Below are 25,067 nucleotides of genomic sequence, written 5' to 3'. Positions count from 1 at the left end.
CCCCTGCAGGACGCACCCGCGCAGCGCTTCCTCCCCAACAGCGCCCTCCCGATTCCAACCACATCTCACCGATCGTTTTTGCACCGCAATACATATCTAAAAAAAACGATATATACTTCGCCCCGATCCGATATGATCTACGCCCGTGGATGAGCCAGCGCCCCCCGCGCCTGGCCCCCGGCGCGCAAAACCGCAATCAGCAAGCATGGACATCGACGAAATCATCAAGGCGCTCGCCCACCCGGTGCGGCGCGAACTGTTGCAGTGGCTGAAGGAGCCGGAGAAGCACTTCGCCGAGCAGGAGCACCCGCTGGAAGTCGGTGTGTGCGCCGGCATGTTCGAGCGCTGCGGCCTTTCCCAATCCACCGTTTCCGCCCACCTGGCGACGCTGCAGCGGGCCGAGCTGGTCACCACCCGCCGCATCGGCCAGTGGGTGTTCTACAAGCGCAACGAAGACACCATCGCCGAGTTCCTGCGCCGCATCGGCCAGGAACTCTGAGGGGTAGAGACACAAAGCCGCCCCGCGCCGAAAACCCCGCCGCAGGCCACAAGCCGACGGCGGATTCCCTCCCCCGACGACAAGATCGCTCCCCATGCCCTTTCCCCTGCTCGTACTCGCCCTCTCCGCCTTCGCCATCGGCACCACCGAATTCGTCATCATGGGCCTGCTGCCCGAGGTGGCGGCCGACCTCGGCGTCAGCATTCCCGGCGCCGGCTGGCTGGTCACCGGCTACGCCCTGGGCGTCGCCATCGGCGCGCCATTCATGGCGCTGGCCACCGCCCGGCTACCGCGCCGGCGCGCCCTCATCCTGCTGATGGGCATCTTCATCATCGGCAACCTGATGTGCGCGCTGTCGCCCAACTACGACCTGCTGATGGTCGCCCGGGTGGTCACCGCGCTGTGCCACGGCGCCTTCTTCGGCATCGGTTCGGTGGTGGCCGCCGGCCTGGTGCCGCCGGCGCGGCGTGCGTCCGCGGTGGCGATGATGTTCACCGGCCTGACGCTGGCCAATGTGCTCGGCGTGCCGCTGGGCACCGCCCTCGGCCAGGCCGCCGGCTGGCGCGCCACCTTCTGGGGCGTGACGCTGATCGGCGTGTTCGCCCTCATCGGCCTGGTCCGCGCCCTGCCGCGCGACCACGGCCAGGAAGCCGTCTCCATGCGGCGCGAGTTCGCCGCGCTGCGCGGCGCCGGGCTGTGGCTGGCGCTGTCCACCACGGTGATGTTCGCCGCCGCCATGTTCGCGCTGTTCACCTACATTGCCCCGTTGCTGGGCGAAGTGACCGGCGTGTCGCCCCAGGGCGTGACCTGGACGCTGCTGCTGATCGGCCTCGGCCTCACCGTCGGCAACGTCGTCGGCGGCAAGCTGGCGGACTGGAAGCTGCCCGCCACGCTGGCCGGCGCCTTCGTCGCCATGGCGCTCACCTCGCTGGCCTTCGGCTGGACCAGCCGCGCGCTGATTCCGGCGGAGATCACCCTGTTCCTGTGGGCGGTGGCCTCCTTCGCCCTGGTGCCGGCGCTGCAGGTGAACGTGGTGGCCTTCGGCCAGGGCGCGCCCAACCTGGTGTCCACGCTGAACATCGGCGCCTTCAACGTCGGCAACGCGCTGGGCGCCTGGGTGGGCGGCAGCGTGCTCACCCACGGCTACGGCCTCACCGAGGTGCCGCTGGCCGCCGCCGCGCTGGCGCTGGCCGGCCTTATCACCACCGGGCTCACTTTCAGCGTCGGCAGCAAGCCCGCCGTCGCTGGTTGCAACTGAAGCAAGCGAACAAGCACGTTTTCTCCCAACCATGAAACAGGAGACCGCAAACATGGCCAATCTCTACGAAGCCGTCACCGTGGGCGACATGCAACTCGCCAACCGCATCGTCATGGCACCGCTGACGCGCAACCGCTCGCCCAACGCCGTGCCCAAACCCATCACCGCCACCTACTACGCCCAGCGCGCCAGCGCCGGCCTGCTCATCACCGAAGCCACCGCCATCAGCCACCAGGGCCAGGGCTATGCCGACGTGCCCGGCCTGTACGCGCCCGAGCAGCTGGAAGGCTGGCGCAGGGTGACCGACGCGGTGCATGCCGCCGGCGGCAAGATCGTGGTGCAGATGTGGCACGTCGGCCGCATCTCCCACACCAGCCTGCAACCCGCTGGCGGCGCACCGGTGGCGCCCTCGGCCATCCGTGCGAAATCCAAGACCTACCTGGTGAAGGAAGACGGCAGCGGCGAGTTCGTGCCCACCTCCGAACCGCGCGCACTGGCGCTGGAGGAGCTGCCCGGCATCGTCGCCGACTACCGCCGCGCCGCCCGCGCCGCCATCGAGGCCGGCTTCGACGGCGTCGAGATCCACGCCGCCAACGGCTACCTCATCGACCAGTTCCTGCGCTCCGGCTCCAACCAGCGCACCGACGCCTACGGCGGCAGCATCGAGAACCGCGCCCGCCTGCTGGTGGAGGTAATGGAGGCGGTAACCGCCGAGATCGGCGCCGGCCGCGTCGGCATCCGCATCTCGCCGGTGACGCCGGCCAACGATGCTTCCGATCCGGAACCGCAACCGCTGTTCGGCTATGTTGCCAGGCAGCTGGCACGCTGGCCGCTGGCCTATGTGCACGTGATCGAAGGCGCCACCGGCGGCGCCCGCGACCACCAGCAGGGCGACACGCCCTTCGACTACGCTGCGCTGCGCGCCACTTACCAGCAAGCCGGCGGCAAGGGCGCCTGGATGGTGAACAACGGCTACGACCGCGAACTGGCCGAAGCCGCCGTGGCGGAAGGCCGCGCCGACCTGGTCGCCTTCGGCAAGGCCTTCATCTCCAACCCGGACCTGGTGCGCCGCCTGCGCGAGAAAGCGCCGCTGAACCCCTTCGACACCACCACCTTCTACGGCGGCGGCGAGAAGGGCTACATCGACTATCCGGCGCTGGCGTAAACGGCGCAGCCGCTGCGATGGGCTCAGGCTGAGCCCATCGGGAAGAAGCCCGCCCGTGGCGCGAGGTACTCCCTCGTGGCCGCAGGCGGGCTTCCCTGTTTCCGCCGCCGGCAATGCCCGGCGACGGCATCAAGCGCTCAACGCCGCGCGCCTATCGCCAGCCGGTTGAAGGCATTCATCAACGCGATGGCATAGCCGAGGTCGGAAATTTCCACCTCGCTGAAATGCGCCTTCAGCGGCTCGTAGGCCTCGTCCGGCGCATGGGTGGCGGCGACATCGGTCAGCGCCTCCGCCCAGGCCAGCGCGGCGCGCTCGCGCTGGTCGAAACGGGCGCTGACGCGCCAGCCGGCCATCGCGTCCAGCTTGGTCGCCGGCACGCCGGCCGCCCGCAGCGCGGCGGCATGCATCTCCAGGCAGAAGGCGCAGCCGTTGATCTGCGACACCCGCAGATAGACCAGTTCCACCAGGGTCTTGCCCAGCGGGCTCTTGTTCAGTGCCTCATGCACCGCGAGCAGGCCGCGGTAGGCTTCGGGGGACAGCGTGTCGTATTCCAGGCGCTGGGCGTCCATGGTTCATCTCCTTGTTCTGGGCTTGTGCTTGCTATGGCGTTCAGGCCGCCGCCCGCAGCGCGGCGGTCCATTCCTCCGCCACCGCCGCCAATTCCTGCTGCGCCCGCTCCAGCCCTGCCGCGCGTGCGTCCGGGTCGGCGAACTGCATGGGCTGGGCATCGACGAAGCGCGGCTCGGCCACGCCGATGAAGCCGAACGCATGGCGCAGCGCCGGCGTCAGCGCGTCCATGTGGGCGAACGGCGCGCCGGGCCGCAGATCGGCGCCGCGGCTGGTGATGAACAGCGTCTTCTTCCCCGCCAGCTGGCCGACGTAGTTGCCCTGGGCATCGACCACGTAGGTCACGCCGGCGCGCACGATGGCGTCGATGAAGGCCTTGAAGCTGGAGGGCATGCACCAGTTGTACATCGGCATGGCGAACACCAGCAGGTCCGCCGCCAGCAGGCGCTGGCACAGGCCGTCCGACTCCGCCAGCACCGCCTTCATCGCCTCGCTGCGCTCGGCCGCCGGCGTGTAGGTGGCGATGGCGAACTCGCGGCTCACATGCGCCGGCGGCGTCAGGCTCAGGTCCAGGTAATCCACCTCCAGGCCTGGCAGGCGGGCCCGCAGCAGCGCGACGAAATCGCGCGACAGCGCGCGCGAGTTGGACCACTCCAGCTTGGGGCTGGCATCCACATGCATCAGCTTCATCTTCGAATCTCCGGTTCAGGACAAATCAGGGGCTCAAGGCCGATGAGCGCATGATGGCCAAGCCATGCCATAGTCGACAGAGCCAAGAACCGGGAAAAGAACTAGGACATGGACGCCCGCGACTTCCACCTGGAGCCCGACCGCCAGCAGAGCACCCCGGTCTACCTCCAGCTCTACCGCCGCTTCCGCAACGCCATCGCCCAGGGCCGGCTGCGCCCCGGCGACCGCGTGCCGGCGGTGCGCGCGCTGGCGAGCGAACTCAACCTTGCCCGTGGCACGGTGGAATCCGCCTACCAGATGCTGATCGGCGAGGGCTACCTGCAGGCCCGCGGGCCGGCCGGCACGGTGGTGTCGCCGCAGCTCGCCACCCACGCCTATTCGGCGGTCGCCAGCGGGCCGCCCTCGCCAGCACCGGCGGCCGCTCCCTCGCCGCTGCTCACCGCTGCCGAGCCGCTGCCTTTCCAGCTCGGCCTGCCGGCGCTGGATGTCTTCCCGCGCAAGTTATGGACACGGCTCGCCGCCCAGCGCCTGCGCGGCCTCAATCCCGCCGGCATGAACTATCCGGACAACCAGGGCCACCTGGCGTTGCGCCAGGCGCTGGCCGCTTACCTGGGCATCTCCCGCGGCATCGCCTGCTCGCCGGAGCAGATCTTCATCACCGCCGGCTACCGCAGCGCACTCAACCTCATCGCCCGCAGCCTGATGCAGCCCGGCGACCGCTGCTGGTTCGAGGACCCCGGCTACTTCCACGCCCGCGACGCCCTGCGCGCCGCCGGCGCCGAGCTGGTGCCGGTGGCGGTGGACGAGGAAGGGCTGCGGGTGGAGGACGGCCTGCGGCAGGCGGCGGACGCCCGCTTCGCGGTGGTCACCCCCTCGCACCAGAGCCCGCTGGGCGTCTCGCTGTCGCTGGCGCGGCGGCTTGCCCTGCTCGACTGGGCCAAGGCCAGCGGCGCCTGGATCATCGAGGACGATTACGACAGCGAATACCGCTACCACGGCCGCCCGCTGCCAGCGCTAAAGGGGCTGGACCGCCACGGCCGCGTGCTCTACACCGGCACCTTCAGCAAGGTGCTTTTCCCTGGCCTCCGCCTGGCCTACCTGGTGGTACCGGCCAGCGAAATCGAACGCTTCCGCCGCACCGCCGACGCCTTCGCCCAGGGCAGCCCGGAGCTGCTGCAGGCCACCGTCAGCGACTTCCTCGCCCAGGGCCACTTCGCCCGCCACCTGAAGAAGATGCGCAAGCTCTACGCCGAACGCCGCAGCGCGCTGCAGCAAGCGCTGCAAGGCCGTTTCGGCCCCCGCCTGCATATCGACCTGCAGGCCGGCGGCATCCACATCCTGGCCCGGCTGAGGAACGAATCCGGCGTGGATGAGGACGACGTCGCCCTCGCCGCCCGCGCCAATGCCCAGGGCCTGGCGGTGTTGCCGCTGAGCCCCTGGTACCTGGGCGCGAGCCCGACCGGCCGTGGCCTGCTGATGGGCTTCACCAACATTGCCGGTGCCGCGCAGGCGCAGATGCTGGCCGAGCGCCTGCATGCCGCCATCGCCTGATGGCTGCCCGGCTGTTCCGCCGGCTTGCAAGCCCCACGCGGGCGCGCCGCTTGCAAGCCGCAAAAAAGGAAACGAGGCCGCCACCGCAGGCGCATTGCTTTGATCTCCACAGGAGCCCCACATGGAAACCCAGGCCACCTCCCCCGAACCCAGCCGCGAAGAACTCGACGCCCTGCCCGGCCCCACGCTGCTCGAGTTCGGCACGGCCTGGTGCGGCTTCTGCCGCGCCGCCCAGCCCCTGATCGCCAGCACCCTCTCCCATCATCCCGAGGTCCGCCACATCAAGGTCGAAGACGGCCCTGGCCGCCGCCTGGGCCGCAGCTACCGGGTCAAGCTGTGGCCCACGCTGGTCTTGCTGGTGGACGGGCAGGAGGCGGGGCGGGTGCTGCGGCCTGCCACTCCGGACGAGTTGGAGGCCCTACTCGCCCTGCAGCGGTGAGCTGCCTGAAACCCAGCAAATACGGGCCATTCCAGCCTCCGGGCTCTTTACTTCTGGAGCAACCCAAGAGATATTCCGTATCAGAATGTTTTCTCGGATATCTGCAGGGATCGCCTCGTGCCCGCCTTCCACTTCATCTCCGGCCTGCCCCGCTCCGGCTCCACCCTGCTCTCGGCGCTGCTGCGCCAGAATCCCCGCTTCCACGCCAGCATGAGCGGCCCGGTGGCCGACCTCGTCTCCTGCCTGCTGCAGGAGATGAGCGCGCGTAACGAATACTCCATGTTCATCGACGACACCCAGCGCCAACGCGTGCTGCGTGGCGTGTTCGAGCAGTTCTACGGGCCGGACCATCCGGCGGAGGTGATCTTCGACACCAACCGCAGCTGGTGCGCCCGCCTGTCGCTGCTGCAGACCCTGCTGCCGCGGGCCAAGGTCATTGCCTGCGTGCGCGACATGCCCTGGGTCATCGACAGCGTGGAACGCCTGATCCAGCGCAACGCGCTATCGCCTTCCTCGATCTTCAACTACCAGGCCGGCAACACGGTGTACTCCCGGGCCGATGCCATCGCCAACGGCGACGGCCTGGTCGGCTATGCCTACAACGCGTTGAAAGAAGCCTTCTTCGGCCCGCACGCCGCGCAGCTCATGCTGCTGCAGTACGAAACCCTGGTCAGCGACCCCCAGCGCGCGCTGGCTGCTGTATATGACTTCATCGCCGAGCCCGCCTACGCCCATGATTTCGACAACGTCGAGTTCGAGGCGGACGAATTCGACCACCGCGCCGGCACCCCCGGCCTGCACACCGTGCGCCGCAAAGTGAGCCACCAGCCCCGCGACACCGTGCTGCCGCCAGACGTGTTCCAGCGCTTCACCCAGGACGCTTTCTGGCGCAACCCGGAGATCAACAAGCATGGGGTGCGGGTGATATGAGCAAGGCAGCAGACCAGGCCCTCACCCCGACAGAAGCAGCCCCTCCACCCCAAGACCTACAGCCTCCCTTCGACACCCTGCCCCGCATCGGTGAGTTCCGCGGCCACACCCTGGTGTGGCTCCTGGACCAGCACAAGTCGCCCGCCGTGCGCGAGGCCCTCATGGCTTTCTGGTCCAGCCACGGTGCCATCGCCGATGCGGCCAGCGCCTGGCGGCGGACCTTCGAAGTCGGCGTTGTCGCCCTCGACCCCCGCGGCCAGATCGCGGGCGTCACCTCGGTGTACATCGATCACCTGGCCTTCGATGGCCAGCCGTACTGGTTCTTCCGCACCTTCGTACGCCCCCGCAGCCGTCTCATCGGCATGATGCCCGCCATGTTCCAGGGCACCTTCGCCCGGCTCGCCCTGGACTACGCCGGCGAACCAGGCGCGCCCGTAGGCATCGCAGCCGTGACGGAAAACCCCAAGCTCGACACCCCCGCCGGCAACCGGATCTACCACCGCATCGGCCTGCGCCTGCTCGGAACCAACCCCCGAGGTCTCCGGGTGTGGCGCCGACTCTTCGCAGACGCTTCACCATGAGATCAACCCACCCGCTTACGCGCACACAAACAGCAACTCCGCAATAACAGACAAAACCACCGGGATGCCCTTATGAACAAACTCGCCTTCGCCCTCATCCGCAACCGCCATGGCCAGCTCCAGGCCGTGCCCGAAACCGCCCGCCTGCGCGGAATGCCGGGCGCTGCTTCGCCCACGCCAAGCGCCCTTCCGGCCCGCCTGCGCACCGCCCTCAAACCCCTGGCGACGGCCTTGTCCGCCGGCCTGCTCGCCCTCGGCGCCCACAGCGCCCTGGCCGGTACCTACGTCGTCACCAGCAACAACGACAGCGGCGCCGGCACCCTGCGTGAGGCCATCGACAACGCCAATGCGGACGACGGCAGCACGATTGCGTTCATCGCGCCGACCGACCTGGACCTGCTCTCCGGCCTGCCCACCTTCACCGCGACGACCACCCTGGGTGTGGGTGCCGCCGTCAGCATTTCCGGCGGCAGTCTGGACCTGGGCAGCAGCAGCCTCACCACCACCGGCGCCGGCAGCCTCAGCATCGGCAACGGCACCGCCGGCAACAACGGCGCCGATAACTCGAATGGCCATGGCGGGCACGGTACTTCGGGCGGCAACGCCAGCTCCGGCGTGAGCGGAACAGGTTTTTCCCTCACCAACGGCATCACGCTAAGCGGTGGCAGCGGTGGCAGCGGCGGCAACGGCGGTACTGCTTCCGTGTGGGGCTTGGGTGGGCGCGGTGGTGCCGGCGGCGCGGGTGGCACGGGCGTTAGCGGCACAGGCTTCGTGCTGAGCAATGGCGGCTCCTTGAGCGGCGGCGCTGGCGGCAACGGCGGCAACAGCGGCACAGGCTACAGCGGCGGTTACACGGGTGGCGCAGGGGGCTCGGGTGGCGCAGGCGTCAGCGGCACAGGGTTTACGCTGACCAATAGCGGCTCCGTGACGGGCGGCAGCGGCGGCAACGGTGGCAACGGTAGCAGCGCTACTTCTTCTAGCGGCAAGTACATCGGCGGGAATGGTGGCGCGGGTGGCGCTGGCGGTGCAGGCGTCACCGGTTCGAACTTCATCCTGAACAATACCGGCACCATCACCGGAGGAACTGGCGGTTCCGGAGGCGCAGGCGGCACCAACCTGTACAACCCAGGCTCGCCCGGCGCCAGCGGCGTCGGCGCCGCCGGCGTCGTCTCCACCGGCTCCAGCACCATCACCAACGCCGGCACCATCTCCGGCGGGCTCGACGGCAGCGGCACGATCCGCGCCAATGCGGTTTCCCTGTCCGGCGGCGCAAACGAGCTGATCATCCATGACGGCGCCGTCTTCATCGGCAATGTGGTCAGCACCAGCGGCAATGCCAATGGCGGCGACACCCTGACCCTGGGCGGCAGCACCGATGGCAACTTCGCCCTCTCCAACATCGGCAGCGGCGCCCAGTTCCAGGGCTTTGCCAACTACAGCAAGGCCGGCGACAGCACCTGGACGCTCACCGGCACCACCACCGAAGTCACCAACTGGACCATCAAGCAGGGCACGCTGAGCATTGCCTCGGATGCCGCCCTGGGCTCCGCCAGCAGCGTGCTGACGCTCAATGGCGGCACGCTGCTGAGCACCAGCAGCTTCACCAACGCCCATGCCATTGCGCTGGGCAGCAGCGGTGGCACGCTGAGCAGCGATGCCGCCACCAGCACGTTCTCCGGGGTCATCAGCGGCAGTGGCAACCTGACGGTCAGCGGCAGTGCCGCCACCGTGTTTACCGCCGCCAACACCTACACCGGCACCACCACCATCGCTAGCGGCAGCAGCCTGCAGATCGGCAACGGCGGCACCACCGGCCGCCTGGGCACCGGCGCAGTCATCAATAACGGCAGCCTGAGCTTCAACCGCTCCGATAACCAGACCGTCGCCAACCAGATCTCCGGCAGCGGCAGTCTCACGATCAGCGGCAGCGGTGCCACCATCCTCACCGCTGACAACAGCTACACCGGCACCACCACCATCGCCAGCGGCAGCAGCCTGCAGGTCGGCGATGGCGGCACCAGCGGCAGCCTGGGCAGCGGTGCCGTCATCAACGGTGGCGACTTGCTCTTCTACCGCTCAGACAACCATACCGTTGCCAACCAGATATCCGGCCTGGGCGCTGTTGTGCTGAGCAGCGGCACCACGGTATTCACCGCCGACAACAGTTACCAGGGCGGCACCCACATCCAGTCCGGCAGCACCCTGCAGATCGGCGATGGCGGCACCACCGGCAGCCTGGGGACGGGCAACGTAAGCAACAGCGGCAGCCTGGTGTTCAACCGCAGCAATGCCTACACCGTCGCCAACCAGATCTCCGGCAACGGCAACCTGACGGTGGCCGCCGGCACGCTGACCCTCACCGCCGCCAACCTCTACACCGGTGCCACCACCGTCGATAGCGGCGCCGCGCTGAAGCTGACCGACGGCGCCAGCCTGGCCAGCACCACGGTCACCGTGTCCAACGGCGCCACCTTCAGCGCCCAGAACAGCAGCGTGGCGGGCAACCTCACCAATAGCGGCAGCGTTGCCGTGGCCGCCGGCAAGACGCTGGCCGTGGGTGGCAACTTCAGCTCGACCGGCAACCTCACGCTGGAAGTCGCCAGCATGAGCAGCTATGCCCAGATCGACGTGACCGGCTCCGCCAGCCTGAGCGGAACGCTCCACATCGACGCCGCTTCCGCCGTCGGCCTCACCAGCGGCTCGCTCGCCTCGGTGATCCATGCCGACGCGGGCATCAACCCCGGCAGCTTCACCAGCGTCACCGACAACAGCCTGCTGTTCGACTTTGCCGCCACCTATGGCGCAAACGATGTCGGCCTGACGATCAGTGCAACCTCCACGCCCCCCTCCAACAACAGTTCGACCGTGTTGGGCAGCGCTCAGGCCTTCGACAACCGCGCTGGCTATGGCGCTGCAAGAGTGCTCGACCAGCTTTTCACCGCCTCGCCCACCAGCGAGCTGGCGCTGCTCTTCGTACCGCTGACCAACCAGCAGGAAGTCTCCAACGCGCTCAGCCAGGCTCTGCCGCTGCTCACCGGTGGCAACACCGCGGCGAGCCGCAATACCCTGGACAGCATCAACCGCCAGGTGCAGATCCGCATGGATGAGATGCGCGGCCAGGCGTCCGGCGATGCCGTGCTGGGCGACAAGCATTTCTGGGTGAAGCCCTTCGGCACCTGGACCGACCAGGATTCCCGCCAGGGCGTGAGCGGCTATGACGCCGAAACCTACGGCCTGGCCCTGGGCGTGGATGGCGAACTGAACGGCGCGCTGCGGCTGGGCCTGGCCTTCGCCTACGCGAAGACCGACATCGACGCCAAGGGCGGCGCCAGCCAGCGCGCCGACATCGACCTCTACCAGTTGAGCGCCTACGGCAGCTACAGCCTGAGCGAGGCGACCGCCATCGATTTCCATGCCGGCATCGGCCGTAACCGCAATGAGGGCCGCCGCCACATCGCCTTCGCTTCCAGCGTGGCCAAGGCGGACTTCGACAGCGATACCGCCTATGTGGGCATCGGCATCGGCCACCGCTTCGACCTCGGAGCGAAGACCCACTTCACGCCCTCGATCCGGGCCGACTACAGCTGGATACGCGATGAGTCCTACACCGAGAAGGGCGCTGGCGCGCTCAACCTGGATGTGGATAGCCGCAGCAGCGAGGCGCTGGTGATCGGGCTGGACGGCAAGCTGGCGCATCAACTGAACGCGCAATCCTCACTGCTCGCCAACCTGGGCGTGGGTTACGACACGCTGAACGAGCGCTCGTCCGTCACCGCCGCCTTCGCCGGCGCGCCGGGGGCGGCCTTCCGCACCGAAGGCCTCAAGCAGGAACCCTGGCTGGTGCGCGGCGGTATCGGGGCGGTGTTCAAGACCGCCGGCGGCCTGGAGATCACCGGCCGCTACGACGCCGAGTACCGCGAGGATTTCCTCAGCCAGACGGCCTCGGTGAAGCTGGATTGGGCGTTCTGAGCGCCTGCGGCAAGCTCCGCCTGCCCGGCCTGCGCCGGGCGGGCGAGGCCGGGCAGCCTCCATGCCTGGCTACTCGAAGTCCCGGCAGCACGCCGGGCGCCGGGCAGCCACATTTCAGCGCTTGGCCTGCTCCTTCGGCGGCTCCACCGCGGCGGCATCGCAGGCGCGCTTGGCCTCCGGGTAGGTCAAGCCGCACTTGATCAGCAGCGGCCCGACCTCGTCCGTTTTCTTCATCAGCCGGTTGAGGCGGATGCGCGCCACCAGCCATTCCGGGTTGTCCTCGAAGCGCTGCTCTGCCTTGTCCACCCAGGCCAGCGCATCCTTGTACCGGCGCCCCTCCTCGTTGAAGGCGATCATCTCGCTATACAGCACCGGCACCGGGTCGGGTGACTTGAGGGCCGTCTCCAGGTAACGCTGGGTGGCCTTGCGGTCGTTAAGCGCCGCGGCGGCCTTCGCCGTCACCCAGTTCGGATAGGCGTGGGACGCCGCCTCGCCCTTCAGCGCCTTCTGCGCCAAGGCCAGCGCCTCCTTGTTCCTTCCTTGGCGGTGCAGCGCGGCGGCGCTGAAGGCGTCGGTGTAGCTCTTCAGCATTGCCGCCACCTTGGGCTGCTTGCGGAAGCGCTCCCAGTCCTGGACCCGCGGCTGGCCGATCTCGACTTCGTCGTAGTGGCGGCGCTGGTATTCGCCCAGGGCGTCGATGCGCTTGCCGGTCTCCGGGTGCAGGGCGGAAACGTCGCCCACCACCCGCTCGAACAGCTGCCCCAGGGCCTTGGAGAGGTCGGTCTTGGCCATCTCGCCCAGGCGTTGCTGGAAATCCGTTTCCGACTCGTGGTTGTGCTTCTCCCAGGCCTCCAGCTTGGCCAGCATGTCCTGCATGGACAGCGGCACATAGCCGGCGCTGACGAGCAGATCGAAGCCGAGCAGGTCGGCCTCGGTTTCCTGGCGGCGGTTCCAGGCCGGCATCACCACCTTCTGCGTCAGCTCGGTGAGCAGCATGAAACTCGCCAGCTCCTTGGTATCACCGGTGCTGGCCTGCTTCTTCTCCAACGCGTTGCGCACCGCCACCGCCGTCAGCTGCAGGGTTTCCGCGCGCTTCTGGGTGAGGCCGACGATGTCGGAGTTGTGGTGGTGCAGCAGCACATGGGCGGTTTCATGGGCGATCAGCGCCGCCAGTTCGTCCTCGTTCTCCAGCGCGTTCAACCAGTACATGGAGAGATAGACGTTGCCGTCCGGGCTGGAATAGGCCACCGGCCGGTCCGTCGCGATCAGGACCACCCGGCCCGGCACCTCGCTCACCCCGCTGGCGGCGAGGATGCGCCTATGCACCACGGCGAGCTGGCGTTCGATGTCGGCCTGGCGGATGTAGCCCAGGCTCTGCCCCTTCATCCGCGACAGGTCCTTGTCGGCACCGACGGCCAGGCCGGACTGCTCATACGCCCCGGGGGCCAGCTTCGTCTTCAGGGGTGCGCTTTCCCCCGGGCTTTCCACCCAGCCCGCCACGGTATCGGTGCCGCTCTTCACCGTGGCACAGCCGGTGAGCAAGGCGAAGGCGATGGGCAGGACGCAGGCCGGGACTCTCATGGCTTCTTCACCCGGTCAGCATCGCCGATGGCGCGGGTGCCGCCTATCGCCACGCCCTTGTCCTCGGCGATGCCCCCGGCGGTCACCGCCTGGGAGGCCGCACCGCCCAGGCGTACCTCGTTCTTCTTGACCCAGCCGTCGCCCACCGGCGTGCTGACGTTGAAGAAGGCGCTATCGACGAACTTCGGCTGCAGCAGCTTCCACGACAGCGTGGTGGGATAGGCGGACTTCTGCAGTTCGGCGATGACCTTGCCCCGCGGCACGTCATAAAGCCTGACGACGCTGGTGGACAGCCGCTCCACCACCTCTTGGCTCTCCGCCGCGGCGGCATGCGGCGGCTGCAGGGCCAGGGATGCCAGCAGCGCTATAGGGATGAACTTTCCCGGGACAGACATGGCGACCTCCTCCTAGACGTCAATCTGCAAAGCACGGCGTGGGTCACGCCGACGACCAGCCGCTCCAGCACCGGTGCCACCGCCGGCAGCGCGCAGCGCAGGCGGTGGGCGTCGCGGTGCCAGCCGTCCAGCGCGGCCTGCAGCATCACCACCACCTCGAACATCGCAATCCAGGTCAGCACATAGATGGGGCCCAGATCCAGCCAGAGGTAGGCGGCCACGGAAAGCAGCCCGCCCAGCAACAGGAAGCCCAGGTAGGCCGGGCAGAAGGTCGCGCGGATCAACAGGTAGAGGGCGGCGGCGGCCAGCACGCCGGCATAGGAGGAAGGCCAGGCCATGAGCGCGATGGCGAGCAGCGGCAGGCCGGCCGGCAGCAGGCACCAGCGCAGCCTGGCCAGCCGCGCCAGCCGCCAGAGCCCGCTCCTGCGGATGGCCGCCCGCAGCCGCCGCGCCGCCGGCGGCAGCAAGACCGCCGCCACCGCGCTGAGCAACAGCATGGCGTCGTAGAAGCTGACGCCCCAGGAGGCGGGCAGGGCCTTCACCCAGGCGATCATCGCGCCCTGGTGCTTGACGCCGGACGGGCCGTAGGTCATCAGGTTGTCATAGGCCATCGCATGCACGAACACGCCGGGCAGTTGACCGTGCAGGGCCACCGGCCACTGGTCGCCGCTCAGCTCCAGCTTGCCGCCGTAGAAGATCGCCCGGCCCTCGACCAGCGCCCGGCGCGGTGCATCGTCCATGTCGAGCAGCTGCGTCACCGTGAGCACGTCGATCAAGGGACAGCGCAGGCGCGCCGCCTCCAGCCCATCGGTGAACAGGCTGCCCAGGCCGCGCACGCACTGCTTCTGCTTGTTGGCCGCGGCGGCGGGCTCCGCCACCCAGACGATCTCCATGGTGCCCGGCGCCGCCGCGCGCTGCGCCTCGTCCAGCAGCGCGTAGGCGGGCGAGAAAGGTGCCTTGGCGCACGCCGGCGGTTCGCAGTCCGCGCCATGATCGCGATAGAGCACCACACCGTCCTCGCCCGGCCAGTCGAGGCTGATGTTCACCGGCGACAGCCGCCCGCCCTCCCCCGCAGCGCGGGCGAGCCGGCAGCCGCCCCCCGGCGGCTCCAGCAAGCGCTTCGCCAAACCGGGCACGACGCCCCAGCAATCGCTGCTTTCCGACGGCGCGCCGAACACGCCCAGCAACAGCGGCAGGGGCGGCTGGCGGGCAGCCAGCGCATCGATCTGCTCCTCCAGCACCGCCATGGACTCGCGGTCGCCGCGGTCGTCCTTGAAGGAGAAGTCGATGAAGATGGACTGCGCGCCGTCCTCCGCCAAGCGGCGCAGCAGGTCAGCATGCAGATCGTAGGGCGGCGGATAGGCGTAGCCCAGCGCGGCCAGGTCGCCCTCGCTCAGCAGGACCACCAGCGGCTTGCCCGCCTGCTCGCCAGCGGGCCAGCGGGCCATGCGACGGTGCATGTAGTCCGGCGTCACCAGGTGGGCGGCAACGATCTGCGAAGCGTTGCCGAGCAGCTTGTCCAGGTTGGCGACTTCCCGTAGCAGGCAGGCCAGCAGGAACAGCACGCCGATGCGCAGCAGCGACCGGCCCGCAGCGCGGAGGGCGGTCGAAACCCGGCGTGACCCTGGGCTGGCGGCATGCATCGGCATCGGACTCCCGCAGCCGCCCGGCCCCGGGGATCAAGGCTCAAAGAGGCGCGCTGGAAGCTGGAACGCTAATCGACGGGGCATGGCGTTGCAAGATGTATCAAGGCCTTTTGCATACCCGAAGCGGGAAATCTTCACCGGTCTGAAAAACAGGGAGGCAGGCCACTGCTGCGGCCCGCCAGCCCATGCCGGCCAGAGACGCCCGACTCAAGCGGATGCCGTCGCCGGCATGGCCTCCTCGAAGGCCGCCACCGCGTTCGCCGCATACATCAAGGAGGGGCCGCCTCCCATGTACACCGCAACGCCCAGGGTTTCCTGCACCTCCTCCGGCGTCGCGCCCAGACGGGCCAGCGCCTGGGTGTGGAAGCCGATGCAGCCGTCGCAGCGGGCGGCGACACCGATGGCGAGCGCGATCAATTCCTTGGTCTTGGCGTCCAGCGCGCCAGCGGCGAGCGCCGCCTTGCCCAAAGCGCCAAAAGCCTGCATCAGCGCGGGCTGGCCGCTTCTCATCGGGGCCAGGTTTGCGCTGATTTCACGGGTAAGTTCCTTGTAGGGCTGGGCGGACATGCGAAAGACTCCTTGCGATTTTTTAGAGAAAAACGATTAGGAAACAATCAGATATGAAGGGGAAACGATGAAGGCACCCGAAGGGGAGACGGTGCGGAAGCAGCGCCCGGCACCGGCCTTCTTCTATTAGAATAATCTAAATTAGAAAATGCTAAAATAACCCCATTGCAGATTCTTCCGCGTCCCTTTTCTGTTTTTCCTTTTCTACCTCCACAACCCGCCCGCACGCATGCCGAGTGCGGTTTCAGAGCGACCGCCACCATGAGTCTGAAAACCCTTTCCCCCGCCGCCGCCCAGCGTCTGATCGCCGACGGCGCAATGTTGATCGACATCCGCAATGCCGACGAACACGCTCGCGAGCACATCCCCGGCGCCCGCCTCATCCCGCTGGCCCAGCTCGCCACGCAGTCGCCGGCCGTGCCGCCCGGTGCCACCGTCGTCTTCCATTGCCGCTCCGGCCAGCGCACGCAGATGAACGCCGCGGCGCTGGCCGCCTGCGTCAGCTGCGAGGCTTATCTGCTGGAAGGCGGCCTGGACGGCTGGAAACGCGCCGGCCTGCCGGTGGCGGCCGACCGCAGCCAGCCGCTGGAGCTGAACCGCCAGGTCCAGATCGCCGCCGGCAGCCTCGCCCTGGCCGGCGCGGTGCTGGGCGCCACCGTGTCGCCCTGGTTCCATCTGCTGTCCGGCTTCGTCGGCGCCGGTCTGGTCTTCGCCGGCCTGTCAGGTTTCTGCGGCATGGCCCGGCTGCTCGCGCGCATGCCATGGAACCGCCGGGCCCTTGCGGGCCAGCGCTGAGAACTGCCGTTCGTACGCGCTGATCGCAGGCGGGGCGCTCCCCTCTTCCTTCGCGGAAGAGGGGAGCAAGAAAGCGCCCATTACCGTACAAACCGTATTTGCCCGAGGTGATGCCTCTCCAAATGGGGCATCCAGATTCCCGGCAGAACGGGCCGCCCGCCGCGCCCCTTTCCTTACGCCGTCAGGACTACCCGCCGCAGCAAGCCTGACAAGCCAGCATCCTCCCGCCACCGTTGCAAGCACCGTGCGGCGCCTCCTTTCCCCGGCAGGCATTCCGCCTTCAGCCACGCATACCGATAGCGATCCCGCCGTCCATCGCTGCCGCCATACCACGCAGCAACCTGCCCCGCCCCCATCGCCAGGTCCCACTCCGGTTATCCCGATAGCCGCAATTCTTATCGGATAAATTCAATTCCTGGATATTCTTCAAAATCTATCATGCACAAATCGCATTCAATTCCCGGCCGTGCGCCGGGCTTTCCTTTCTTCGCCTGGAGTCAGCCCCCATGACGCTACACCTGGATTCCGCTCCCCCCACCGACGGCAAAGGCTTTCTCCCCGCGCGCCGACGCCTGTTGCGCGCCGCCGGTGCGCTGACCGCCGGCGCGGCTGCTGCGCCCTTCGGTGCCAAGGTGTGGGCCGCCCCGGAGCGGCGCAAGCTGACCTTCGCCTGGAATGCCAACGCCTTCTGCCTGTCGCCCATCGTGGTGGCACAGGAGCGCGGTTACTTCGAGAAGCATGGGCTGGACGTGGAGCTGATCAACTACACCGGCTCCACCGACCAGCTGCTGGAATCCCTGGCCACCGGCAAGGCGGACGCGGCCATCGGCATGATCCACCGCTGGTTGAAGCCGCTGGAGGCCGGGCTGGACGTGAAGCTGATCGGCAGTTCCCACGGCGGCTGCGTGCGCCTGGTGGGGGTGAAGGCCGCCGGCGTGACCTCGCTGGACGCCCTGCGCGGCAAGACCATAGGCGTGAGCGACCTCGCCAGCCCGGGCAAGAACTTCTTCTCCATCCTGCTCAACAAGCACGGCATCGACGCGGAAAAGGATGTCACCTGGCGGCAGTACCCGGCGGACTTGCTGGGCATCGCGGTGGACAAGGGCGAGGTGCAGGCGATTGCCGATGGCGATCCCAACCTCTACCTGCTGGAGAAGCGCAAGCCGAACGATTACATGGAGCTCGCCACCAACCTCTCCGGCGAGTACGCCAACAAGGTGTGCTGCGTGGTCGGTGCCGGCGGCAAGCTGGTGCGCAACGAGCGGCCGGTGGCGGCTGCGGTGGCGCGCGCCATCGTCGAGGCCTCGGATTTCGTCGCCCACAACCCGAACGAATCCGCCGCGCTGTTCGCCAGGTATTCGCCCAAGGTGGAGGTGGAAGACCTGCGCAAGCTGCTCGGCACGCTGACCCACAACCACCATCCGGTGGGCACCGACCTGCGCGACGAGATCGCCTTCTACGCCAGGGATTTCCGCTCGGTCGGCGTGCTGAAGTCCAGCACCGACCCGGAGCGCCTGGCCAACCATGTTTATGTGAACGTGCTCGGCTGAGCACGGCGCGGAGAAAACCACCATGGCATCCGCCCCCTACGCCAGCGCGCCCTACGGCACCCCTTACACCGGCCCGCGCCAGACTGGCGCCAGGTATTCCGACGCCGCCGTCTATCGAGCGCCCAAGGAACCGACACCGACAGACGCACCCGCGCCGGCCTCGATCCAGCCAGCCATCCCGCCATCGGCCTCCGCCCGCCGCCCGCTGTGGTGGAGCGGCGCCACGGCCGGCCTCGCCTGGCTGGTGGTGGGCCTGCTGACCTGGCTGCTGCCGAACGCGCCGGCCGGCTTCACCGAGTGGAACTACACCGTCGAATCCGGCATCGCCACTACCGCCGGCGCCGGCCTGCTGCTGGCCCTGGCGCTAGCCGCGCCCTGGCTGGGCGGTGCGCTGGACCGGCTGCGACCCGCCGGCCTGTGGCTGATCGCGCTGGCGCTGTTCACCGGCGCCTGGCAGCTGCTCACCGCCAAGTACGGCGTGCTGCCCACGCCCTTCTTCGCTCCGCCGCAGAGCCTGGCCGAGGTCTACATCGACGACTGGGCCCGCCTCTCCGACAGTGCCTGGCATTCGCTGCGGCTGCTGGGCCACGGCTTCCTGGTCGGCGCCGGGGTGGGTTTCCTCACCGGTGTGGCCATAGGCTGGTCGCGGGCGGTGGGCTACTGGGTGCATCCGCTGATCCGCTTCATCGGCCCGATTCCGGCCTCGGCACTGCTGCCGCTGGCTTTCTTCGTCTTCCCCTCCAGCTATGCGGCCGCGGTGTTCCTGATCGCGCTGGCGACCGGCTTCCCTGTGGCGGTGCTGACCTGGTCCGGCGTGGCTGGCGTCAACCGCAACTACTACGACGTCGCCCGCACGCTGGGCGCCTCGCAGTGGTTCCTGGTGCTGCGGGTGGCCATACCGGCGGCGCTGCCGCAGGTCTTCGTCGGCCTGTTCATGGGCCTGGGCGGCGCCTTCTCCATCCTGGTCACCGCCGAGATGATGGGCGTGAAGGCCGGCCTGGGCTGGTACCTCACCTGGGCGCAGGGCTGGGCCGCCTACACCAATATGTACGCCGCGCTGATCGTGATGGCGCTGGTCTGCTCCGGCCTCATCACCCTGCTGTTCGCGGTGCGCGACCGCGTGCTGTCGTGGCAGAAGGGGACGGTGAAATGGTAGCCCTCGCCCAGGTCCGCCCGCCGCGGCCGGCGGCCCCCACCACAACGGGCGCCCACATCCGGATCCGTGGCGTCAGCCACCACTTCGACCTCAAGGACGGCCCGCTGCCGGTGCTGGACGGGGTTGAGTTGGACGTGGCGCCCGGCGAATTCGTCGCCCTGCTCGGCCCCTCTGGCTGCGGCAAATCCACGCTGCTGCGGCTGGTCGCCGGGCTGGAGCCGGCGGCCGCAGGCGAATTGCTGCAGGACGGCCGCCCCATCCGCAACCCCGATCCCTCGCGCATCGTCGTCTTCCAGGACCCCACGCTCTACCCCTGGCGCACGGTGCGCGACAACGTCGCCCTCGGCCTGCAGGCGCGCGGCGTGCTGCGGCGCGAGGCCCACCGGGTCGAACAGGCGCTGGCGCTGGTCGGCCTCAGCGAATTCGCCGAGGTCCATCCCCACCAGCTCTCCGGCGGCATGGCGCAGCGGGTGGCGCTGGCGCGGGCGCTGGTGAACGACCCGGCGCTGCTGGTGCTGGACGAACCGCTGGGTAAGCTGGATTCGCTGACCCGGCTGGCGATGCAGAGCGAGCTGGTGTCGCTATGGCAGCGCAGCGGCTTCAGCGTGCTGCTGGTCACCCACGACGTCGAGGAAGCGCTGTTCATGGCGCAGCGGGTCATCGTCTTCAGCGAACGGCCGGCGCGCATCAAGGCCGACCTGACGGTAGACCTGCCCTACCCGCGCCACCGCGGCAGCCCCCGCCTGGCCGAGCTGCGCCACCAGGCCCTGGGCCTGCTCGGGCTGGACGCCACCTGGTAAATCCGGTGGCAAACGCACCGGCCTGGCTGGAAACCCTGCTGTGGCTGGTGCAGGCCTTGCAGGCCGGGCTGCTTGCGCTGGCGGATGCGCTCGGCCTGCTGCCGCGCCTGGACGGCCAGCCGCTATGGCCCTGGCGGTGGCGGCTGGCCACCGAGATGCTGCGGCTGGATCAGGGCCTCGCCCGCCAGCTCGCGCTGGCCCTGGCGGCCGTCGTCCTGATCGCGCCGGCCGCGGTGCTCGCCTGCTGGCGGCGGACGCGCCGTGCCGCCCTAGCGCTCGCCGCGGCAGTGCTGCTGGTCGGCGTACTCCCCGTCTCCACGCTGCTGCAACCCGCCGGCCGCGCCGCCTTGCTGGCAGCCGCCACGCCCACCCAGTTCCATCGTTCGACCACCGGTTTCGACAGCGCCGCCATTGCCGCCGGCGCGCCGCTGTATGCCGCCCACTGCGCCGGCTGCCACGGTGAGGACGGCCGCGGCAACGGCCCGCTGGCCGCCAGTCTGCCGATGTGGCCGCCCGACCTCGCCCGCGGCCTGCTGTGGCAGCGCAGCGAGGGCGCACAGTTCTGGGCGGTGCGGCGGGGGCTGCAGGCGGCCTCCGGCAGCGGCCGAACCCGGCTGCGGCATGAACTCACCAGCGGAACCGGCACCATCTCCACCATGCCCGCCTTCGCCGGCACGCTGTCCGACCGCGAGATCTGGACGGTGCTCGCCTACCTGCAGGCGCTCGCCGCCGGTCAGGGGTTGCAGCGCGAAGGTCGCTGGATCAGCCCGGTGGCGCTGCCGGCGCTGGAGGCCGACTGCGGCGCCGGGCCCAGGCGCTTCACCCCCACGCCGGGGCAGCGCCTGCGCATCGTCGCCGGCGCCGCTGCGCCACTGCCCGACCCGCGCCTGCGCACCCTGCTGCTCCTGCCACCGGATGCAGTCGAAAGCGCCATCGAGGCCGAGAGCGCCGATTGCATCAGCCGCTCCGCCGACGCCTGGCAGGCCTTCGCCCTCATCGCCGGCGTGAGCCCGCAAGCGCTCGCCGGCAGCCAGTTCCTCGCCGACCGCGATGGCTGGCTGCGCGCCCTGGGCAGCGCGCGACAGGACTGGTCGGACGGCGACATGGTCTGCCGCGGCGGCGCCAGTCAGCCCGCCCAAGCCGGCGCAAACCCGGCCGGCGACGGCCTCGGCCGCCTCATCGCCCGCATGGATGCCGAGCCCCTGCGCCCGGTGCGCGGCGCCTACTTCCACTGAATCCCGCCTGCACCGCCCACCGAACGGATAGCCCACGGCAGGCACCGCAGCCCTTTTCCACCCACCGCGAGGAAGCCCCCATGAGCACAGCCCAAGCCCGCCAACTCAAACTCAACGCCTACCTGAGCGGCTCCGGCGTCCAGGGCGACAGCTGGCGCCACCCCGGCGTGGACGTCGACGCCTGGCACAACTTCGAGCGCTACCGCGACATCGCCCTCACGCTGGAGCGCGGCAAGTTCCATTCCCTGTTCTTCTACGACAACGTCTACGCCGACATCGACGCCCTCGCCTACCACACCATCTCGCCGCGCTGGGACCCACTGATGCTGCTGCCGGCGCTCGCCGCCGTCACCCGCCGCATCGGCCTCATCGGCACCGCCAGCACCACCTACAACGAGCCCTACAACATCGCCCGCCGCTTCGCCTCGCTGGACCACCTCTCCGGCGGCCGCGCCGGCTGGAACGTGGTCACCTCCACCGGCGGCGGCGAGAACTTCAACCTCGACGCCCATGCCGAGCACGCCCAGCGCTACCGCCGCGCCCACGAGTTCTACCAGGTGGTCACCGACCTGTGGGACACCTGGGCGGACGACGCGGTAGTGGCGGACAAGGCCAGCGGCCTGTGGGTGGACCCGGCGAAGGTGAAGCCGCTGGCGCACCAGGGCGAATTCTTCCGCGTGCGCGGCCCGCTCAACGCAGCACGCCCGCCTCAGGGTTACCCGGTGATCGCCCAGGCTGGCGCCTCCGCCGCCGGCCAGCAGCTCGCCGCCCGCATCGGCGAACTGCTGTTCACCGCCGAAACCGAGCTGGAGCACGCCCGCGGCTACTATGCCGAGGTCAAGGGCCAGGCCGCCGCGCTGGGGCGCAACCCGGATCACATCGCCATCCTGCCCGGCGTCTCCCCCATCGTCGGCCGCAGCCAGGCGGAAGCGGAGGACAAGTACGCCGAACTGCTGCGCCACCGCGACCGCGACGCCACGCTGAAGGCCCTCGCCGCCTACGCCAGCCTGGGCGTGGACCTCGCCGGCCTGCCGCCGGACGCGCCGGTGCCGCTGCCGGAGCACATCGCCGAAACCAACAGCCACAAGAGCCGCCAGCGCCTCATCCTGGACTACATCCGCCAGCACCGCCCCACCGTCGCCCAGCTCTACGCCCGCTTCACCATAGGCGGCCACCGCATCCTGGTCGGCACGCCGCAGACCATCGCCGACGATTTCGAACACTGGTTCCGCAGCGCCGCCGCCGACGGCTTCACCATCATGTTCTCCTCCTCCCCCGCCGGCGTCGGCGACTTCGTCGACCTGGTGGTGCCGGAACTGCAGCGCCGCGGCCTGTTCCGCAGCGACTACAGCGGCCGCACGCTGCGCGAGAACCTGGGCCTGCCGCGGGTGCCGAACCGGCGTTTCGAATGAGCCTCGCCATCGCCATCTCTCATGCCATCCCGGCGCAGAAGATGACGCCAGCCGCGGCCTTCAGCACCACTCCCCTCTGGCCGCAAACCGCGCCGCCAGGAACTCCACGAAGCTCCTCACCTTGGCCGACAGATGGCGGCGGCTGGGGTACATCGCGTAGATGCCGACCGGCTCCATCGGGTAGTCGCTGAGTATCTCCACCAGCCGGCCGTTGCGGATCTCGTCGCCGACGAGGAAGCGCGGCTGGCACATCACGCCGTGGCCGCTGGCGACGATCTGGTTGAGCAGGTCGCCGTTGTTGGCGCGCACCCGGCCGCTTACGCGCACGGTATGCGGGCCGTCCGGGCCGGACAGGTGCCATTCGTTGCCCTGGGCGGAATAGCTGTAGATGGCGCAGTTGTGGCCGACGAGCTCGCGCGGATGCTGCGGCGTGCCGTGGGCGGCGAGGTAGTCCGGCGAGGCGCAGATCACCACCCGGTCCGAGGCCAGGCGGCGGGCGATCAGGCTGGATTCCGGCGATGGGCCGACCCGCAGCGCGAGGTCGAAGCCCTCTTCGATGAGATGCACCCGGCGGTCGCTGACGTAGGCATCCACCGTCACCTCCGGGTAGCGCGCCATGTACTCGGCGATCAGCGGCCCCATGTGGCGCACGCTGAAGGACACCGGCAGCGTCACCCTCAGCACGCCGCGCGGCGCCACCGTACCGCGCGCCGCGCCGGCTTCCGCTTCCTCGATCTCGCCCAGGATCTGCACGCAGCGCTCGTGGTAGGCGGTGCCGGATTCGGTGAGCGCCAGCTTGCGGGTGGTCCGGTGCAGCAGCCGGGTGCCGAGGTGGTCTTCCAGGTGCTGCACATGCTTGGAGGCCATCGCCCGCGAAACGCCCAGGCGCTCCGCGGCGGCGGTGAAGCCGCCCAGTTCAACCACCGCGGCGAACACTCGCATGCTGCTGAGCGTATCCATGTTCCGTTCCCGTTTTTATCAACTATGAGGAAACAATCTATCCGCGGCGACCGTGTTTATCAACGCCGGGGCGGGCGCTATCGTGGAATCGCGACTCCGGTAATACCGCTGAAGAAAAGGAGCCGGAAAGGCATAACCGCAATCCCCATGACATTCAAGGAGCAAGAAGATGTCTGCCAACAAGAACCGCTTCGACCTTGCCGATCCACTGGTCGTGCTCCGCCTCGCGCTGGGGCTGCTCTATGTGCCCCACGTCTATTACAAGCTGGCCGGTTTCGAGGGGTCGCTGGGCTTTTTCACCCGCGCCGGTTTCCATCCCGCGCTGTTCTTCCTGGTGCTGTCGCTGGCGCTGGAGACGGCCTGTGCCGTGGGCCTCACCTTCGGCATCCTGGTGAAGTGGGTCGGCCTGCTCTCCGGCGGCCTGATGGCGGTGGCGGCCTACGCCACCATCGTGGTCAAGGGGCCGGGCTGGCTGTGGAACCTCGGTGGCGTGGAGTACCTCGTACTGTGGGGCTTGCTCTCGGTCACCCTGGCGCTGCATGCCTGGCGCGAGGAGCGGCGCGAATACGGTCGCTACACGCTCTTCTTCCCCCATGCGGCCTGATGTGCCCGGAGACCCGCCGATGCGGCCATTCCCCAGCCTGACCCTGCTTCCGCTACTGGCGGCCGGCGCCCTGATGACTCCGGCCGCCCACGCGGAAACCGCCCAGGCCCAGCGACCCGGCCACCTGCGCCTGGTCGATCCGCTGGACCGGCCGAACGACGGCTACTGCCTGGACGTGGTCGGTTCCGGCCGCTACATCCGCTTCGACCTGCCGTTGACAGCGCACAACTGCAAGCCCGGGCTGTATGCGGACGAAGCGGTGGTGATGGAAGCCAACGGCTACATCCGCTTCCCCGCCTACCACGCCTGTGCCACTGTCGCAGGCCTGGACGGCCGGGCGCTGCCCGGGGCGGCGCTGGTGCCACGGGAATGCGGCGAGCGGACGCCCTTCATGGAGGCGGACAAGCTGCAGCGCTTCACCCACAGGCCGGATGGCCGCGTCGAACTGACCGGCAGCGGCCTGTGCCTGACGGTGGGCAGGGAATCCGCCACCACCTTCGAGCCCAGCCACCGCTGGCGGCCGCTGTTCGTGGAGCGTTGCGAGGCGACCGATGCCCAGCGTTCGCGCTGGGTGTTTTCGGTGCCGGCCGGGGCTTGATGGACTGGGGAAGCGCTTGGTGCGCCTGCAGGTAAGGGCCGGGGCAGCGCGGGGAAGGATATCCGGTCAGGGGCGGCTGCGTTTCAGGGTGGCGCGTGCCCTCCCCCTCTCCCCCGGCC

The 25,067-nt window shown here is 69.0% G+C and carries 23 protein-coding genes; 16 read left to right on the top strand and 7 right to left on the bottom strand.

The genetic code is table 11. From position 1 onward, the window contains the following. Positions 1–205: 205 nt before the first annotated feature. The 3 genes from GRF61_RS16475 to GRF61_RS16465 all read left to right on the top strand — a co-directional run bounded on the left by GRF61_RS16475 (position 206) and on the right by GRF61_RS16465 (position 2,922). Positions 206–499 carry a metalloregulator ArsR/SmtB family transcription factor gene (locus GRF61_RS16475; RefSeq protein ID WP_133587586.1) on the top strand — a complete coding sequence of 98 codons (294 nt, stop codon included), beginning with the start codon at positions 206–208 and terminating at the stop codon, positions 497–499. 94 nt (positions 500–593) lie between these two features. Beyond that, the gene (locus GRF61_RS16470) at positions 594–1,757 is read left to right on the top strand and encodes an MFS transporter (protein ID WP_169151723.1); all 1,164 of its coding nucleotides are present in this window, start codon (positions 594–596) and stop codon (positions 1,755–1,757) included. Positions 1,758–1,809: 52 nt separating this feature from the next. Then, complete coding sequence (locus tag GRF61_RS16465; protein ID WP_169151722.1) at positions 1,810–2,922, top strand: alkene reductase; 1,113 nt, start codon at positions 1,810–1,812, stop codon at positions 2,920–2,922. 137 nt (positions 2,923–3,059) lie between these two features. Here GRF61_RS16465 and GRF61_RS16460 read toward each other — a convergent pair whose 3' ends face one another. Both GRF61_RS16460 and GRF61_RS16455 read right to left on the bottom strand, forming a co-directional pair. Then, on the bottom strand, positions 3,060–3,491 hold the full coding sequence (locus tag GRF61_RS16460; protein ID WP_169151721.1) for a carboxymuconolactone decarboxylase family protein: 432 nt from the start codon (positions 3,489–3,491) through the stop codon (positions 3,060–3,062). 40 nt (positions 3,492–3,531) lie between these two features. Continuing rightward, on the bottom strand, positions 3,532–4,179 hold the full coding sequence (locus tag GRF61_RS16455) for an NAD(P)H-dependent oxidoreductase (RefSeq protein WP_169151720.1): 648 nt from the start codon (positions 4,177–4,179) through the stop codon (positions 3,532–3,534). Between the two features lie 108 nt (positions 4,180–4,287). Here GRF61_RS16455 and GRF61_RS16450 point away from each other — a divergent pair, with 108 nt between their 5' ends. The 5 genes from GRF61_RS16450 (at position 4,288) to GRF61_RS16430 (ending at position 11,649) form a co-directional block, all read left to right on the top strand. After that, positions 4,288–5,730: a PLP-dependent aminotransferase family protein gene (locus GRF61_RS16450; protein WP_169151719.1), complete on the top strand. Its 1,443-nt coding sequence runs from the start codon at positions 4,288–4,290 to the stop codon at positions 5,728–5,730. Positions 5,731–5,851: 121 nt separating this feature from the next. Beyond that, the gene (locus GRF61_RS16445) at positions 5,852–6,169 is read left to right on the top strand and encodes a thioredoxin family protein (protein WP_169151718.1); all 318 of its coding nucleotides are present in this window, start codon (positions 5,852–5,854) and stop codon (positions 6,167–6,169) included. Between the two features lie 117 nt (positions 6,170–6,286). Beyond that, positions 6,287–7,099, top strand: coding sequence for a sulfotransferase (locus tag GRF61_RS16440; RefSeq protein WP_169151717.1), 813 nt, complete (start codon positions 6,287–6,289; stop codon positions 7,097–7,099). Then, entirely contained in the window at positions 7,096–7,680 is a 585-nt protein-coding gene (locus GRF61_RS16435; protein ID WP_169151716.1) for a hypothetical protein, read from the top strand. Before GRF61_RS16440 ends, GRF61_RS16435 begins: the two co-directional genes overlap by 4 nt. A 72-nt stretch (positions 7,681–7,752) precedes the next feature. Further along, the gene (locus tag GRF61_RS16430; RefSeq protein WP_169151715.1) at positions 7,753–11,649 is read left to right on the top strand and encodes an autotransporter outer membrane beta-barrel domain-containing protein; all 3,897 of its coding nucleotides are present in this window, start codon (positions 7,753–7,755) and stop codon (positions 11,647–11,649) included. 114 nt (positions 11,650–11,763) lie between these two features. On the opposite strand, the gene GRF61_RS16425 is transcribed toward GRF61_RS16430, so the two are convergent. From GRF61_RS16425 to GRF61_RS16410, 4 genes are all read right to left on the bottom strand, one after another. Then, on the bottom strand, positions 11,764–13,230 hold the full coding sequence (locus tag GRF61_RS16425) for a M48 family metallopeptidase (protein WP_169151714.1): 1,467 nt from the start codon (positions 13,228–13,230) through the stop codon (positions 11,764–11,766). Continuing rightward, positions 13,227–13,625 carry a hypothetical protein gene (locus GRF61_RS16420; RefSeq protein WP_169151713.1) on the bottom strand — a complete coding sequence of 133 codons (399 nt, stop codon included), beginning with the start codon at positions 13,623–13,625 and terminating at the stop codon, positions 13,227–13,229. Before GRF61_RS16420 ends, GRF61_RS16425 begins: the two co-directional genes overlap by 4 nt. Further along, positions 13,595–15,268, bottom strand: coding sequence for a CHASE2 domain-containing protein (locus GRF61_RS16415; protein WP_169151712.1), 1,674 nt, complete (start codon positions 15,266–15,268; stop codon positions 13,595–13,597). The genes GRF61_RS16420 and GRF61_RS16415 overlap by 31 nt, the downstream gene beginning before the upstream one ends. A gap of 210 nt (positions 15,269–15,478) precedes the next feature. Next, positions 15,479–15,838, bottom strand: coding sequence for a carboxymuconolactone decarboxylase family protein (locus tag GRF61_RS16410; RefSeq protein WP_169151711.1), 360 nt, complete (start codon positions 15,836–15,838; stop codon positions 15,479–15,481). 261 nt (positions 15,839–16,099) lie between these two features. Here GRF61_RS16410 and GRF61_RS16405 point away from each other — a divergent pair, with 261 nt between their 5' ends. The 6 genes from GRF61_RS16405 (at position 16,100) to GRF61_RS16380 (ending at position 22,786) form a co-directional block, all read left to right on the top strand. Continuing rightward, positions 16,100–16,633, top strand: coding sequence for a rhodanese family protein (locus tag GRF61_RS16405; RefSeq protein WP_169151710.1), 534 nt, complete (start codon positions 16,100–16,102; stop codon positions 16,631–16,633). A 506-nt stretch (positions 16,634–17,139) separates the two neighbouring features. Beyond that, entirely contained in the window at positions 17,140–18,183 is a 1,044-nt protein-coding gene (locus GRF61_RS16400) for an ABC transporter substrate-binding protein (protein ID WP_169151709.1), read from the top strand. Positions 18,184–18,205: 22 nt separating this feature from the next. Further along, on the top strand, positions 18,206–19,339 hold the full coding sequence (locus GRF61_RS16395) for an ABC transporter permease (protein WP_169151708.1): 1,134 nt from the start codon (positions 18,206–18,208) through the stop codon (positions 19,337–19,339). Then, entirely contained in the window at positions 19,333–20,139 is an 807-nt protein-coding gene (locus tag GRF61_RS16390) for an ABC transporter ATP-binding protein (protein ID WP_169151707.1), read from the top strand. The genes GRF61_RS16395 and GRF61_RS16390 overlap by 7 nt, the downstream gene beginning before the upstream one ends. A 5-nt stretch (positions 20,140–20,144) precedes the next feature. Next, positions 20,145–21,374, top strand: coding sequence for a cytochrome c (locus GRF61_RS16385; protein WP_169151706.1), 1,230 nt, complete (start codon positions 20,145–20,147; stop codon positions 21,372–21,374). Positions 21,375–21,454: 80 nt separating this feature from the next. Next, on the top strand, positions 21,455–22,786 hold the full coding sequence (locus GRF61_RS16380; protein ID WP_169151705.1) for an LLM class flavin-dependent oxidoreductase: 1,332 nt from the start codon (positions 21,455–21,457) through the stop codon (positions 22,784–22,786). A 60-nt stretch (positions 22,787–22,846) separates the two neighbouring features. Here the strand turns inward: GRF61_RS16380 and GRF61_RS16375 are convergent, their stop codons facing one another. Then, the gene (locus GRF61_RS16375) at positions 22,847–23,746 is read right to left on the bottom strand and encodes a LysR family transcriptional regulator (RefSeq protein ID WP_169151704.1); all 900 of its coding nucleotides are present in this window, start codon (positions 23,744–23,746) and stop codon (positions 22,847–22,849) included. Positions 23,747–23,915: 169 nt separating this feature from the next. Between GRF61_RS16375 and GRF61_RS16370 the strand changes: the two genes are divergently transcribed. Next, positions 23,916–24,350: a DoxX family protein gene (locus GRF61_RS16370; protein ID WP_169151703.1), complete on the top strand. Its 435-nt coding sequence runs from the start codon at positions 23,916–23,918 to the stop codon at positions 24,348–24,350. A gap of 19 nt (positions 24,351–24,369) precedes the next feature. Next, the gene (locus tag GRF61_RS16365) at positions 24,370–24,948 is read left to right on the top strand and encodes a hypothetical protein (protein WP_211166023.1); all 579 of its coding nucleotides are present in this window, start codon (positions 24,370–24,372) and stop codon (positions 24,946–24,948) included. Positions 24,949–25,067 lie beyond the last annotated feature (119 nt).

The organism is Azoarcus sp. TTM-91 (assembly GCF_012911025.1).
Lineage (GTDB): Bacteria > Pseudomonadota > Gammaproteobacteria > Burkholderiales > Rhodocyclaceae > Azoarcus.
This window is presented reverse-complemented; position numbering and strand designations above follow the sequence as displayed.